This is a genomic window from Streptomyces lincolnensis (assembly GCF_021173675.1).
GTDB lineage: Bacteria > Actinomycetota > Actinomycetes > Streptomycetales > Streptomycetaceae > Streptomyces > Streptomyces lincolnensis_B.
In genome coordinates this window covers 203834-217482 of sequence record NZ_JAIHON010000012.1, presented here as the reverse complement: position 1 = coordinate 217482, position 13649 = coordinate 203834, and the positions used below count along the sequence as shown (strand labels likewise).

The following is a 13649-nucleotide window of genomic DNA, read 5'->3' as shown; positions in this document are numbered from 1 at the left end:
GTCTCCTGCGGGTGCCCAGCGCTGCCCCTGCTGGGCGGCGACGGTGCCGGACACCCACGCCCACTCTGCGGAAGCGGGTCGCGGAGTGCCGCATGGTGGTACGGCACATGCAGAGCGTGATCGCGGGGTGTAAAGCCGTCCTCCCCCCGCTCCCTTCCACGGAAACCTCAACCCGCCGAGAAAATCTCGCATTCCCGGGCCTCACACCCGTCCTTCAGGCGGCGCTCACTCGTCTTACAGCCGACTTATGGCCGAAAAGGGCAGGATGGAGGTCAACACACTCACCGAAACCTGCCCGCACGGGCGCCAGAGCGCTACGCGGGTGGACACAGGAAGGACAAGCGACGTGCGCGTACTCGTCGTCGAGGACGAGCAACTGCTCGCCGATGCGGTGGCCACCGGACTCCGCCGGGAGGCCATGGCCGTCGACGTCGTGTACGACGGTGCGGCCGCCCTGGAACGCATCGGCGTCAACGACTACGACGTGGTCGTCCTCGACCGCGACCTCCCGCTCGTGCACGGCGACGACGTCTGCCGCAAGATCGTCGAACTCGGCATGCCCACCCGCGTGCTGATGCTCACGGCCTCCGGTGACGTCAGCGACCGTGTCGAGGGACTGGAGATCGGCGCCGACGACTATCTGCCCAAGCCTTTCGCGTTCAGCGAGCTGACGGCACGCGTGCGTGCGCTGGGACGGCGCACCAGTGTGCCGCTGCCGCCAGTCCTGGAGCGCGCCGGGATCAAGCTCGACCCCAACCGCCGCGAGGTCTTCCGCGACGGCAAGGAGGTCCAGCTCGCGCCCAAGGAGTTCGCCGTCCTGGAGGTGCTGATGCGCTCCGAGGGCGCCGTCGTCTCCGCGGAACAGCTCCTGGAGAAGGCCTGGGACGAGAACACCGACCCGTTCACCAACGTCGTGCGGGTCACCGTCATGACGCTGCGCCGCAAGCTGGGCGAGCCCCCCGTGATCGTGACCGTGCCCGGCTCCGGCTACCGGATCTGATCCCCCCATGGCAGCGACCCCGGCGCCTCCCCAGGCCCCCCCGAAGCCCACCTGGGACCCCCGCAGGCCGGAACCCCCCTTCCCGTGGCTGCGCCCGACCATTCGCATAAGGCTCACGCTGCTCTACGGCGGCATGTTCCTGATCGCCGGCATCCTGCTGCTGTCGATCATCTACCTGCTGGCCGCGCAGGCGCTGACCTCAGGCAATCAGCCGCCTTTCAAGATCGCCGGCGGCGAGAACATCAGGGTCATCAGCGACAAATGTCCAGCGGTCAACGGCGCGACGGATCTGCCGCTCGACACGTTCAACACCATCATCAGCAAGTGCATCGACCAGCAGCGGCACGTGTCCCTGGACAACCTCCTCAGCCGCTCCCTGCTCGCCCTGCTGGGCCTCGCGATCATCGCCTTCGCCTTCGGCTACGCGATGGCCGGGCGCGTGCTGTCGCCGCTGGGCCGGATCACCCGCACCGCGCGCGCGGTGGCGGGCTCGGACCTGTCCCGCCGGATCGAGCTGGACGGCCCGGACGACGAGCTGAAGGAACTCGCCGACACCTTCGACGAGATGCTGGAGCGGCTCCAGCGGGCCTTCACCGCCCAGCAGCGCTTCGTCGGCAACGCCTCGCACGAGCTGCGTACACCGCTGGCGATCAACCGCACCCTGCTGGAGGTGCATCTGTCCGACCCGGGCGCGCCGGTGGAGCTCCAGCAGCTCGGCAAGACGCTGCTGGCCACCAACGAGCGCAGCGAGCAGCTCGTCGAGGGCCTGCTGCTGCTCGCCCGCAGCGACAACCAGGTCGTCGAGCGCAAGCCGGTGGACCTCGCGGAGGTGGCCGAGCAGGCCGTCGACCAGGTGCACGGGGAGGCCGCGGCCAAGGGTGTGGTGATCCGCGGCGAGCAGAAGCCCGCGGTCGTCCAGGGCAACGGCGTGCTGCTGGAGCGGATCGCGCTGAACCTGGTGCAGAACGCGGTGCGCTACAACGTGCCGGAGGGCGGCTGGGTCGAGGTGACCACGGACGTCCAGCACGGGCAGGCGGTCCTCGTGGTGTCCAACACGGGCCCGGTGGTGCCGGCGTACGAGATCGACAACCTCTTCGAGCCCTTCAGGCGGCTGCGTACGGAGCGCACGGGCAGCGACAAGGGGGTGGGCCTCGGCCTGTCCATCGTGCGGTCCGTGGCCCGGGCGCACGGCGGACACATCTCGGCTCAGCCGCGTGAAGGGGGTGGGCTCGTGATGCGGGTGGCCCTTCCCATCTGAGATCATGGCCCCCGCACACGGATCGATATATGAGGATGTTCGCTTTGCGCGGAATTTTCGGGGCACCCGTCGGGTACCTCCGTGTGTGATCGATCACATGGGCGATTTTCCGGCCATCTACTCTCCGTGATCATGCGGGCGGTCGGAAAGCCGGGAAAATCCGGGTTTTCCGGGGTCCTGATCACGGGAAGTACACGGTGAGACGCCTTTGAAGTGCGGGATTCGGACCGTGTACGGTCCCGATCGCCATCCAACCCGATCACTCAAGAGGAGTCCGGTTGGGTGTCGATTGAGTAACAGACCTTGATGTGAGGCAAAATCTCCGCCTCAGGTCGGGCACAAGTCCGGCCTCTCACGCGTTACGTGCGCTGGAGACACCGCAGACACCCAGAGGGGGAGAGCGACATGGCAACCGACTACGACACCCCACGCAAGACCGATGACGACGTCGACTCGGACAGCCTTGAAGAACTGAAGGCCCGGAGGAACGACAAGTCGACCTCGGCCGTCGACGTCGACGAATTCGAGGCCGCCGAAGGTCTCGAACTGCCCGGCGCCGACCTCTCGAACGAGGAGCTGGCCGTCCGTGTACTGCCGAAGCAGCAGGACGAGTTCACCTGCATGAGCTGCTTCCTGGTGCACCACCGCAGCCAGCTGGCCAGGGAGAAGAACGGTCAGCCGATCTGTCGCGACTGCGACTGAGGAGGGGTCGGCCGTGACTGGCTCGACCCCTCCCCGGAAGCGCCGCTTCCTCGCGCGGGGAGCGGACAAAGGACCGTCCGAGGGACGGTTCAGCGCGCGTGACGACGAGCGGGGCTCATCCGACACCGGGTCGGCCTCGCTCGAACCGGCGGTCGACCGGGCTGACCTCCCGGTGTCGACGGACCATCCGGCCCCCGTCGCCAAACGGCGGGCGGCCGCGATCCGGGACAAGGCCCGGGAAGGCGTCCGCAAGGGCGGCAGCCGCGCCAGGGCCGGTCTGGCGTACCTCGCCGACCGGATCATCGACAACGCCCCGCGGATCCCCGTACGCGACCTCGCGACGCTCCGCAGGCAGTTCCCCGGCCTCGGACCCGAGGAACTCGCCGACAAGCTCGTGGCGGGCGCCTGCCGGGCGACCGCGACCGTCGGAGCGGGCGTCGGCGCCGCGGCGATGATGCCGGTCCCGCCGGCGATGCCCACGGAACTGGCCGCCGAGATCACCGGTGTGGCGGCGATCGAGCTGAAGCTGATCGCGGAACTCCACGAGGTCTACGGCGTACGACCGCCCGGCGGTCTCAAGGAGCGCTCCACCGCGTATCTCAACTCCTGGTCGGGAGAGCGCGGCATCGACGTGACCAAGCCGTCGACATACAACTCGGCGCTCAACAGCCGGATGAAACAGCAACTGCGGCAGCAGATCATGAAGCGGATGGTGCGGAACCTGCCGAACCTGATGCCGTTCATGGTGGGCGCGGCCGTGGGAGCGGTCATGAACCGCAGGGACACCAGAAACCTCGCCGAGCGCATCCGGGCCGACCTGCGCAGGACGCAGGTGCCGTGGGACGCGCTGCCCGAGCTTCCGGCCCTGGAGACACCCTCGGACCCACTGGAACTGGGGGACGGCCGCAAGGAACTCGGGAACTGACCCGCCAGGACCGAGGGGCCCGGACCCCGGTAAGACTTCCGTGAGACTTCGGCGGACCCCACCGCTCGGGTGAGACTCCGCGCAAACGTCCTAGGCGGCGGCCGATCGCGCCGTCTTCAAGGCGTCCGCCAGCCGCTCGGGCTCACGCGTCGACAGGTACAGGTACGGCGTGGGGTCCTCGGGGTCCGTGACCTCCACCCGCAGGGCGGTGGGGATGTACGCGCGCAGCAGCAGGAAGGCACGGGTGTCGGCCTTGTAGGTGCGCCAGGCGCGGGCCTCCTCCGGGTCCAGGACCTCGGCCTCGCCCAGCGCCGACACCGGGATCTTCGCCTCGCCGGCGATCAGGAAGCCGCCCACGACACGGATGCGCTGAGCCCCGTACGCGCTGGCCACCACCGCTGCCGCCGCCGTGCCGCCGACCAGGCCGCCGAGCAGCGGCAGGGTGCCGAACGGGAGCAGGATCAGAGCGAACGAGACGCCGACGAGGAAGGAGATCAGCCACCACGAGCGGGGGGTGGTGAGGCGTTCTTCGTACGGGGCGGCGGAGGACTGCATGGAGCCAAGCTTGGCATGGTGTCCGGAACGGGCCGCTGTCAGGGGGAGCCTGCGCGTAGCGCTGTCGGGCAGGATGGCCGGTGGGTGACGGGCGGGCGGGTAAGGTCTGCGGCTGTGAGTGGTACTTCCGCAGCTCTTCAGCCTCCGGCCGACGCCGTGAAACCGGTGCGCCATCCCGATGCTCCCGCGCCCGGTGAGCTGCTCGGTGCGCACTACGGCCAGTGCTTCGGCTGCGGCGGGGAGCAGCCCCACGGGCTGCATCTGGCGGCGCGGGCCGGCGAGGGTGTGAGCATCACCGCCGAGTTCACCGTGCAGGCCGCCCACCAGGGCGCCCCCGGGCTCGCGCACGGCGGGGTGCTCGCCAGTGCCCTCGACGAGACCCTCGGCTCGCTGAACTGGCTGCTGCGGACCATCGCGGTGACCGGGCGGCTGGAGACGGACTTCGTGCGGCCGGTTCCGGTCGGCACGGTGCTGTACCTGGCGGCCGAGGTGACGGCGGTGGCGGGACGGAAGATCTACTCCTCCGCCACGGGCCGGGTCGGTGCCCCCGACGGGCCCGTCGCGGTCCGTGCCGACGCCCTGTTCATCGAGGTCAAGGTGGACCACTTCGTGGAGAACGGCCGCCCGGAGGAGATCCGGGCCGCCATGGACGATCCCGACCAGGTCCGCCGTGCCCGTGCCTTCGAGGTGAACCCGTGAGCCGTACCCCTCGTCAGGAGCTCGGTGTGCTGATCCGGCGCGTCGATCCGGACGTACCGCTTCCGGCGTATGCCCACCCGGGCGACGCCGGTGCCGATCTGCGCACCACCGAGAGCCGTGAACTGAAGCCGGGGGAGCGGGCCGTGCTGCCCACGGGGGTGGCGATCGCCCTCCCGGAGGGGTACGCGGCCTTCGTGCATCCCCGCTCCGGTCTGGCCGCCCGCTGCGGTGTCGCTCTCGTGAATGCCCCGGGGACGGTTGATGGCGGGTACCGTGGGGAGATCAAGGTGATCGTGGTGAATCTCGACCCGCGCGAGTCGGTGCGGTTCGAGCGCTTCGACCGGATTGCCCAACTGGTCGTCCAGCAGGTCGAGAGGGTCCGCTTCCAGGAGGTCGCGGAGCTTCCCGACTCGGCACGGGCCGAGGGGGGCTTCGGGTCCACCGGTGGCCATGCCGCGGTGGGCGACGGGGGCGGCACAAACGGTCATGCCGCCGTGGGCGGCGCGACGGGTGGGAATCGATACGCTTCGGTCGTATCCGACCGGGAAGGACAGTGACGTGTTCGGACGTCGCAAGAAGAAGGGTGCCGCCGAGGACGCGGCCGGCGAGGCCGAGCAGGTCGTCGACAGTGTCGACACTGAGGCGGACGAAGAGGACGCGGCCGAGCGCGAGCGCGTGAGGCTGGAGCCGGAGCCGCGGCCCGACGGGCCCTGGGACAGCACCGAGGTCCGTGACCCGGCCGAGGGCCGGGTGGACCTGGGCGGTCTGTTCGTACCGGGTGTCGACGGCATGGAACTGCGGGTCGAGGTCGCGGGCGACGCGATCGTCGCGGCCACCGTGGTGCTGCGCGACAGCGCCGTCCAGCTGCAGGCCTTCGCCGCACCCAAGCGCGAGGGCATCTGGGGCGAGGTCCGCGAGGAGATCGCCACCGGCATCACCCAGCAGGGCGGCATCATCGACGAGGTCGAGGGCCCGCTCGGCTGGGAGCTGCGCGCGCAGGTGCCGGTGCAGCTGCCGGACGGCACGGGCGGTTTCCAGGTGGTGCGGTTCGTCGGGGTGGACGGCCCGCGCTGGTTCCTGCGCGGTGTCATCTCCGGCCAGGGCGCGGTGCAGCCGCAGGCGGCCGGCCTGCTGGAGCAGATCTTCCGCGACACCGTCGTGGTCCGTGGTGAGGGACCGATGGCGCCCCGCGACCCGATCGTCCTGAAGCTGCCGAACGACGCGCAGATGGTGCCCGAGGGCATCCAGCAGCAGGAGGAGGGCTCCCGCTTCTCCGGCGGCATGGGCCAGCTCCAGCGCGGACCGGAGATCACCGAGGTCCGTTAGCAGGTCCCGGCGACAGCGAAGGGCCGCACCCCGTCAGGGGATGCGGCCCTTTGTCGCGCGGGGCCCCTCCCGTGGGTGCCCGGGAAACCCTCACCCGCGGGGACGACCCGAGCCGAAAGCGTTGATCTCCGGGCGCCGGCTGGTGATACTGGCGCCCGGTTCACGGGGGAGGGCGCATGACTCAGGTGGTCACCGAGACCATGGTGCGGGTGGAGAACGTACACAAGTCCTACGGCGACGGAGCGGGCGCCGTGCACGCGCTGCGCGGGGTCTCCTTCGAGGTGCCGCGCGGTGAACTCGTCGCCCTCAAGGGGCGGTCCGGCTCCGGCAAGACCACGCTCCTGAACATCGTCGGCGGTCTGGACACGCCGGGCCGGGGGCGGGTGGAGGTCGACGGACTCGACCTCGCGGACCTCGGTGAGGACGGCTTGCTCGCCCTGCGCCGGGACCGGGTCGGCTTCGTCTTCCAGTCCTTCGGCCTCATCCCGATCCTGACCGCCGCCGAGAACGTCGGCGTGCCGATGCGTCTGCGCCGCGCCGACGTGCGTGAGCGCGAGGAGCGCGTCGATCTCCTGCTCTCCCTGGTCGGCCTGTCCGGGCACGCCCGGCAGCGGCCCGGCGAGCTCTCCGGCGGCCAGCAGCAGCGGGTGGCCATCGCCCGTGCCCTCGCCAACAGCCCCTCGCTGCTCATCGCCGACGAGCCCACCGGCCAGCTCGACGCCGAGACGGGCCACTCCGTGATGGAGCTGCTGCGTGCCGTCGTCCGCAGCGAACAGGTCACCGCCCTCGTCGCCACCCACGACACGAACCTGCTGGACCTGGCCGACCGGGTGCTGGAACTGGGCGACGGGGAGATCGTCGAGTCCTAGCGTCCGTCCGCCGGACCGACAGTGGGCGTCAGGGTTGCGTCAAAGAGGGCCCGTGGGCCGCCCCTGACCCCATATGTCGGGATTGCTGGTCGTAGGGTCGACGCTGCGCAGGCAGGATCGACCGGAAGACAATAGGGCCATGGGACGCGGCAGGCTTCGGATCTACCTCGGTGCGGCACCGGGCGTCGGCAAGACGTACGCGATGCTCTCCGAGGCGCACCGGCGTGTCGAGCGCGGCACGGACTGTGCGGTGGCCGTCGTGGAGCACCACGGCCGGCCCCGCACCGAGGTGATGCTGCACGGCCTGGAGCAGATCCCGCGCCGGGAGCTGGAGTACCGCGGTGCCGCCTTCACCGAGATGGACGTCGACGCCGTGCTGCGCCGGGCCCCCGCCGTCGCCCTGGTGGACGAACTCGCCCACACCAACATCCCCGGCTCCCGCAACACCAAGCGCTGGCAGGACGTGGAGGAGCTGCTGGCGGCCGGGATCGACGTGATATCGACCGTGAACATCCAGCATCTGGAGTCGCTGGGGGACGTGGTCGAGTCGATCACCGGGGTGCGGCAGCGGGAGACCGTGCCCGACGAGGTCGTGCGGCGGGCGGACCAGATCGAACTGGTCGACATGTCGCCCGAGGCACTGCGGCGGCGCATGGCCCACGGGAACGTCTACAAGCCGGACAAGCTCGACGCCGCTCTCTCGAACTACTTCCGGCCGGGCAACCTCACCGCCCTGCGCGAGCTGGCGCTGCTGTGGGTGGCCGACCGGGTCGACGAGTACCTGAACGCCTACCGCAGCGAGCACCGCGTGTCGCGGATCTGGGGCTCGCGGGAGCGGATCGTGGTCGGGCTGACCGGCGGGCCGGAGGGCCGCACCCTGATCCGCCGCGCCGCCCGGCTGGCGGAGAAGGGCGCCGGGGGCGAGGTGCTGGCGGTCTACATAGCGCGCAGCGACGGGCTGACCGCCGCCTCGCCCGAGGAACTCGCCGTACAGCGCACCCTGGTCGAGGACCTCGGCGGAACCTTTCACCATGTGGTGGGCGACGACATACCGGCCGCGCTGCTGGACTTCGCGCGCGGGGTCAACGCCACCCAGATCGTCCTGGGTTCCTCGCGCCGCAAGACCTGGCAGTACGTCTTCGGACCCGGCGTCGGCACGACCGTGGCCCGGGACTCGGGGCCCGACCTCGACGTGCACATCGTCACGCACGAGGAGGTCGCCAAGGGGCGCGGACTGCCGGTGGCCCGGGGGGCTCGGCTCGGGCGGGCCCGGATCGTCTGGGGCTGGCTGGTCGGCGTGGCCGGGCCGGTGATCGCCGCGCTGCTGCTGAGCACCGTGCGGCTCGGCCTCGCCAACGACATGTTGCTGTTCCTGACGATCGTGGTGGCGGCGGCCCTGCTCGGCGGGCTGTTCCCGGCGCTGGCCTCGGCGGCGATGGGCTCGCTGCTGCTGAACTACTTCTACACACCGCCCCTGCACCACTGGACCATCGCCGACCCGAAGAACATCGTCGCCATCGTGATCTTCGTGGGCGTCGGCGTCTCGGTGGCCTCGGTCGTCGACCTCGCGGCCCGGCGCACCCATCAGGCGGCCCGGTTGCGGGCCGAGGCGGAGATCCTGTCCTTCCTCGCGGGCAACGTGCTGCGCGGTGAAACCGGACTGGAAGAGCTGCTGGAGCGGGTCCGCGAGACCTTCGGCATGGAGTCGGCGGCCCTCCTGGAGCGCGCCGGTGACGTCGATCCCTGGACCTGCGCGGGCCGGGCGGGCCTCGGGCCGGCGCTGGAGCGGCCGGAGGACGCGGACGTGGACATGCCGGTCGGCGACCACATGGCGCTCGCGCTGAGCGGCCGGGTGCTGCCCGCCGAGGACCGGCGGGTGCTCGCCGCCTTCGCCGCCCAGGCCGCCGACGTCCTGGACCGCAGGCGCCTGCAGGAGGAGGCCGACCGGGCCCGGACCATGGCCGAGGGCAACCGCATCCGCACCGCGCTGCTGGCCGCCGTCAGCCATGATCTGCGTACGCCACTGGCCGGGATCAAGGCGGCGGTCACCTCGCTCCGGTCCGACGACGTGGCCTGGTCCGAGGAGGACCGGGCCGAGCTGCTGGAGGGCATCGAGGACGGCGCCGACCGGCTCGACCACCTGGTGGGGAACCTGCTCGACATCTCCCGCCTCCAGACCGGCACCGTCACGCCGCTGATCCGCGAGATCGACCTCGACGAGGTGGTGCCGATGGCGCTCGGCGGGGTGAGCGAGGGCAGTGTGGAGCTGGACGTCCCGGAGACCCTGCCCATGGTCGCCGTGGACCCCGGGCTGCTGGAACGGTCGGTGGCCAACCTGGTCGAGAACGCCGTCAAGTACAGCCCCGACGGCAGGACCGTCCTGGTGTCCGCCAGCGCCATCGCCGACCGCGTCGAGGTCCGGGTCGTCGACCGCGGGCCCGGCGTCCCCGACGCGGCCAAGGAACGCATCTTCGAGCCCTTCCAGCGCTACGGCGACGCCCCGCGCGGGGCCGGCGTCGGCCTCGGACTCGCCGTGGCACGCGGCTTCGCCGAGGCCATGTCCGGCACGCTCACCGCCGAGGACACCCCCGGCGGAGGCCTCACCATGGTGCTGACGCTCCGGGCGGCGGGACTGCCGCCCGAGGAGCCCGTTCAGCCCGTACGACCGGAAAGGCAGGCCACATGGTGAGTCCGGCCGGGGGGACCCCCCAGACCGCGACGAGGGTCCTGGTGATCGACGACGAGCCGCAGATCGTGCGCGCCCTCGTGATCAACCTCAAGGCGCGCAGGTACGAGGTCGACTCGGCGCACGACGGCGCCACCGCCCTCCGGCTCGCCGCCGCCCGCCACCCCGACGTGGTGGTGCTCGACCTGGGTCTGCCCGACATGGACGGCGTCGAGGTGATCAGGGGGCTGCGGGGCTGGACCCGCGTGCCGATCCTGGTGCTGTCCGCGCGGCACTCCTCCGACGAGAAGGTCGAGGCCCTCGACGCCGGCGCCGACGACTACGTCACCAAGCCCTTCGGCATGGACGAGCTGCTGGCCCGGCTGCGCGCCGCCGTCCGCCGCGCCGAGCCCACCGGGGGCGGTGAGGACGAGGTGCTGGTCGAGACCGACGAGTTCACCGTCGACCTGGCCGCGAAGAAGGTCCGGCGGCACGGCAAGGACGTACGGCTGACCCCCACCGAATGGCATCTGCTGGAGGTGCTGGTGCGCAACACCGGCCGTCTCGTCGGGCAGAAACAGCTGCTCCAGGAGGTGTGGGGGCCGTCCTACGGGACGGAGACGAACTACCTGCGGGTCTACATGGCCCAGCTGAGACGGAAGCTGGAGGCGGACCCCTCGCATCCCAAGCACTTCATCACGGAGCCGGGGATGGGGTACCGGTTCGAGAGGTGAGCTGTCGGACGGCCGGGGGTCCGGGGGTTGTCCCCCGGGGGATGCAGCATCACGGAGCCGGGGATGGAGTACCGGTTCGAGCGGTAGCAGCGCGGGTACGTAGCTGTCGGTGGGCCCCGGTACGCTTCAGGCATGAGTGCTGTTCCTCGTTCCGAGAAGCCGGTGGGCCGGTTCCGGCGCATGCTCGACCGGCTTTCCTCGTCGCAGGAGGACCTGGAGTCCGAGGAGCTGCGGGAGGATGCCGCGACCGCCGGCTGTGTCCGGATCGGCGACTGCCAGGACCGTCAGGTCGTCACGGTTACTGGTACCTTGCGCACGGTCACCCTGAGGCCGCGCGCGGGAGTCCCGGCCCTGGAGGCCGAGCTGTTCGACGGCTCCGCGGCTCTGGACGTGGTGTGGCTCGGCAGACGCTCCATCGTGGGCATAGAGCCGGGGCGCAAGCTGATCGCATCGGGCCGGATCTCGATGAGCCGGGGCCGCCGGGTGCTGTTCAACCCGAAGTACGAACTGAGACCCCTCGGACGGGAGTAGCCGGTGACGTCGCTCGACAAGCCGACCGAAGACACCCAGCAACACGATGCCCGGGCGGTGACCGAGGCCGCGCTCTTCGAGGCCTTCGGCGGGGTCCGGGGCATGGTCGAGACGGTGCTGCCCGGCCTGCTGTTCGTCACCATCTACACCATCAACAAGGACCTGCACCTGTCGGCGATCGCCGCCCTCGCGGTGTCGCTGATCCTGGTCGTGGTCCGGCTGGTGATGCGGGACACCGTCAAGCACGCCTTCAGCGGGGTCTTCGGCGTCGCGTTCGGTGTCGTCTTCGCGATGATGACCGGCAACGCCAAGGACTTCTACCTGCCCGGCATGCTCTACACGCTGGGCCTGGGCCTCGCCTACATCATCACCACGCTGTGCGGAGTCCCGCTGATCGGCCTCATCCTCGGCCCGGTCTTCAAGGAGAACCTCTCCTGGCGCACCCGCAACCCCGGCCGCAAGAAGGCCTACGCCAAGGCCAGCTACGCCTGGGGCGCGATCCTGCTCGCCAAGTGCGCGATCCTCTTCCCGCTGTACTGGTGGGCGGACACGACCCAGCTCGGCTGGGTGCTGGTCTCCCTGAAGATCCCGCCGTTCCTGCTGGCCGTCTGGCTCACCTGGGTCTTCCTGGCGAAGGCGCCCGCGCCGATCGACGTTTTCGCCGAGATGGAGGCGGAGGAGAAGGAGCGGGAGGCTGCTGCTCGGTCGGTCGAGTAGGCACCCGGCGTGGGGGCGGGCTCGCCGGGGGCTGCGCCCCCAGACCCCCGCTTCGGCCCTGAAGGGGCGTCGTCCTAGATCGCCGTCCTCAATCGCCGGACAGGCTGGTGGACCAAGGGCGCCCCGCTTTCGCAAGGGCGCCCTCCGTCGTCGTAGCGCTTGAAGGCGCTCAGCTCGTCGCGTCCTCCCGGCGCACCGAGAGCAGGTCCTCCAACTGCTCCTCGCGGGCCTGCGCGGCCACGAAGAGGAGCTCGTCGCCCGCCTCCAGGGAGTCCTCGCGGGTCGGGGTGAGGACGCGGGTGCCGCGGATGATGGTGACCAGGGAGGTGTCCTCGGGCCATTCCACGTCGCCGACCTGGGTGCCGGCCAGGGCCGACTCCTCGGGGAGGGTCAGTTCGACCAGGTTGGCGTCGCCGTGGCTGAAGCGCAGCAGCCGGACCAGGTCGCCGACGCTCACCGCCTCCTCGACCAGCGCCGACATCAGACGCGGGGTGGAGACCGCCACGTCCACGCCCCAGGACTCGTTGAAGAGCCACTCGTTCTTGGGGTTGTTGACGCGGGCGACGACCCGCGGAACCCCGTACTCGGTCTTCGCCAGCAGGGAGACGACCAGGTTGACCTTGTCGTCGCCCGTCGCGGCGATCACGACGTTGCAGCGCTGGAGCGCGGCCTCGTCCAGGGAGGTGATCTCGCAGGCGTCGGCGAGCAGCCACTCCGCCTGCGGGACGCGCTCGACCGAGATGGCGGTCGGCGCCTTGTCGATCAGCAGGACCTCGTGGCCGTTCTCCAGCAGCTCGCCCGCGATCGAGCGGCCCACCGCACCGGCACCGGCAATGGCGACCCTCATCAGTGACCGCTCTCCTCTTCGGGACCCTTGGCGAACGCCGCCTCGACCTTGTCGACCTCGTCGGTGCGCATCATCACGTGGACCAGGTCGCCCTCCTGGAGCACCGTCTGCGAGGTGGGCAGGATCGCCTCCCCGAGCCGCGTCAGGAACGCCACGCGGACGCCCGTCTCCTCCTGGAGCGTGCTGATCTTGTGCCCGACCCAGGCGGTCGAGGCGTGCACCTCGGCCAGCTGCACCCCGCCGGTGGGATCGCGCCACAGCGGCTCCGCGCCCGAGGGCAGCAGCCGGCGCAGCATCTGGTCGGCCGTCCAGCGGACGGTCGCCACGGTCGGGATGCCCAGGCGCTGGTAGACCTCGGCGCGCCGGGGATCGTAGATCCGGGCCGCCACGTTCTCGATGCCGAACATCTCGCGCGCCACCCGGGCGGCGATGATGTTCGAGTTGTCACCGCTGGAGACGGCGGCGAACGCGCCGGCCTCCTCGATGCCCGCCTCGCGCAGGGTGTCCTGGTCGAAGCCGACTCCGGTGACACGCCGGCCGCCGAAACCGGAGCCCAGTCGTCGGAAGGCGGTGGGGTCCTGGTCGATCACGGCGACCGTGTGCCCCTGTTGCTCCAGGGTCTGGGCGAGAGCGGAACCCACTCTCCCGCAGCCCATGATGACGATGTGCACGACCGTCCTTCCGGTGTCAAGAGTTACTGCTCAGCCACATCAGGGTCTCAGACCGACGCCCAAGCTACACACGCGCGGTAGGACGGCGGCACCCCCTTGCATGGTTGCTTCCCAGCTGGGAGCGGTTCAGCGGCGGCCGATGCTCCGCAC

General features: G+C 70.6%; 15 protein-coding genes. 12 read left to right on the top strand and 3 right to left on the bottom strand.

What is annotated here, in order from left to right:
* The first annotated feature begins 346 nt into the window (after positions 1–346).
* From K4B79_RS33510 to K4B79_RS33495, 4 genes are all read left to right on the top strand, one after another.
* Complete coding sequence (locus K4B79_RS33510) at positions 347–1000, top strand: response regulator transcription factor (protein WP_007385219.1); 654 nt, start codon at positions 347–349, stop codon at positions 998–1000.
* 7 nt (positions 1001–1007) lie between these two features.
* Positions 1008–2258 carry a sensor histidine kinase gene (locus tag K4B79_RS33505; RefSeq protein ID WP_232031079.1) on the top strand — a complete coding sequence of 417 codons (1251 nt, stop codon included), beginning with the start codon at positions 1008–1010 and terminating at the stop codon, positions 2256–2258.
* 405 nt (positions 2259–2663) lie between these two features.
* The gene (locus K4B79_RS33500) at positions 2664–2960 is read left to right on the top strand and encodes a DUF4193 domain-containing protein (RefSeq protein ID WP_005481602.1); all 297 of its coding nucleotides are present in this window, start codon (positions 2664–2666) and stop codon (positions 2958–2960) included.
* A 13-nt stretch (positions 2961–2973) separates the two neighbouring features.
* Positions 2974–3885 (top strand): DUF4603 domain-containing protein, encoded by a 912-nt coding sequence (locus K4B79_RS33495; protein ID WP_232031078.1) that lies wholly within the window; start codon positions 2974–2976, stop codon positions 3883–3885.
* A gap of 90 nt (positions 3886–3975) precedes the next feature.
* On the opposite strand, the gene K4B79_RS33490 is transcribed toward K4B79_RS33495, so the two are convergent.
* Positions 3976–4440: a DUF3093 domain-containing protein gene (locus K4B79_RS33490; protein WP_232031077.1), complete on the bottom strand. Its 465-nt coding sequence runs from the start codon at positions 4438–4440 to the stop codon at positions 3976–3978.
* Positions 4441–4554: 114 nt separating this feature from the next.
* Between K4B79_RS33490 and K4B79_RS33485 the strand changes: the two genes are divergently transcribed.
* The 8 genes from K4B79_RS33485 (at position 4555) to K4B79_RS33450 (ending at position 11981) form a co-directional block, all read left to right on the top strand.
* On the top strand, positions 4555–5139 hold the full coding sequence (locus tag K4B79_RS33485; RefSeq protein ID WP_232031076.1) for a PaaI family thioesterase: 585 nt from the start codon (positions 4555–4557) through the stop codon (positions 5137–5139).
* The gene (dut, locus tag K4B79_RS33480; RefSeq protein ID WP_232031075.1) at positions 5136–5696 is read left to right on the top strand and encodes a dUTP diphosphatase; all 561 of its coding nucleotides are present in this window, start codon (positions 5136–5138) and stop codon (positions 5694–5696) included. The genes K4B79_RS33485 and dut overlap by 4 nt, the downstream gene beginning before the upstream one ends.
* A 1-nt stretch (position 5697) precedes the next feature.
* The gene (locus K4B79_RS33475) at positions 5698–6465 is read left to right on the top strand and encodes a DUF3710 domain-containing protein (RefSeq protein ID WP_232031074.1); all 768 of its coding nucleotides are present in this window, start codon (positions 5698–5700) and stop codon (positions 6463–6465) included.
* Between the two features lie 176 nt (positions 6466–6641).
* A complete protein-coding gene (locus tag K4B79_RS33470) occupies positions 6642–7334 on the top strand; it encodes an ABC transporter ATP-binding protein (RefSeq protein WP_232031073.1) in 693 nt (230 codons plus the stop codon).
* Between the two features lie 139 nt (positions 7335–7473).
* A complete protein-coding gene (locus tag K4B79_RS33465) occupies positions 7474–10023 on the top strand; it encodes a sensor histidine kinase (RefSeq protein ID WP_232031072.1) in 2550 nt (849 codons plus the stop codon).
* Positions 10017–10733, top strand: a complete 717-nt coding sequence (locus tag K4B79_RS33460) for a response regulator (RefSeq protein ID WP_232031071.1) — start codon at positions 10017–10019, stop codon at positions 10731–10733. The genes K4B79_RS33465 and K4B79_RS33460 overlap by 7 nt, the downstream gene beginning before the upstream one ends.
* A 132-nt stretch (positions 10734–10865) precedes the next feature.
* Positions 10866–11264, top strand: a complete 399-nt coding sequence (locus K4B79_RS33455) for an OB-fold nucleic acid binding domain-containing protein (RefSeq protein WP_067441106.1) — start codon at positions 10866–10868, stop codon at positions 11262–11264.
* Between the two features lie 3 nt (positions 11265–11267).
* Positions 11268–11981: a DUF3159 domain-containing protein gene (locus tag K4B79_RS33450; protein ID WP_232031070.1), complete on the top strand. Its 714-nt coding sequence runs from the start codon at positions 11268–11270 to the stop codon at positions 11979–11981.
* A gap of 169 nt (positions 11982–12150) precedes the next feature.
* On the opposite strand, the gene K4B79_RS33445 is transcribed toward K4B79_RS33450, so the two are convergent.
* Positions 12151–12828 (bottom strand): potassium channel family protein, encoded by a 678-nt coding sequence (locus tag K4B79_RS33445; RefSeq protein ID WP_053760793.1) that lies wholly within the window; start codon positions 12826–12828, stop codon positions 12151–12153.
* Positions 12828–13499, bottom strand: coding sequence for a potassium channel family protein (locus K4B79_RS33440; protein WP_232031069.1), 672 nt, complete (start codon positions 13497–13499; stop codon positions 12828–12830). Before K4B79_RS33440 ends, K4B79_RS33445 begins: the two co-directional genes overlap by 1 nt.
* Between the last annotated feature and the right edge of the window lie 150 nt (positions 13500–13649).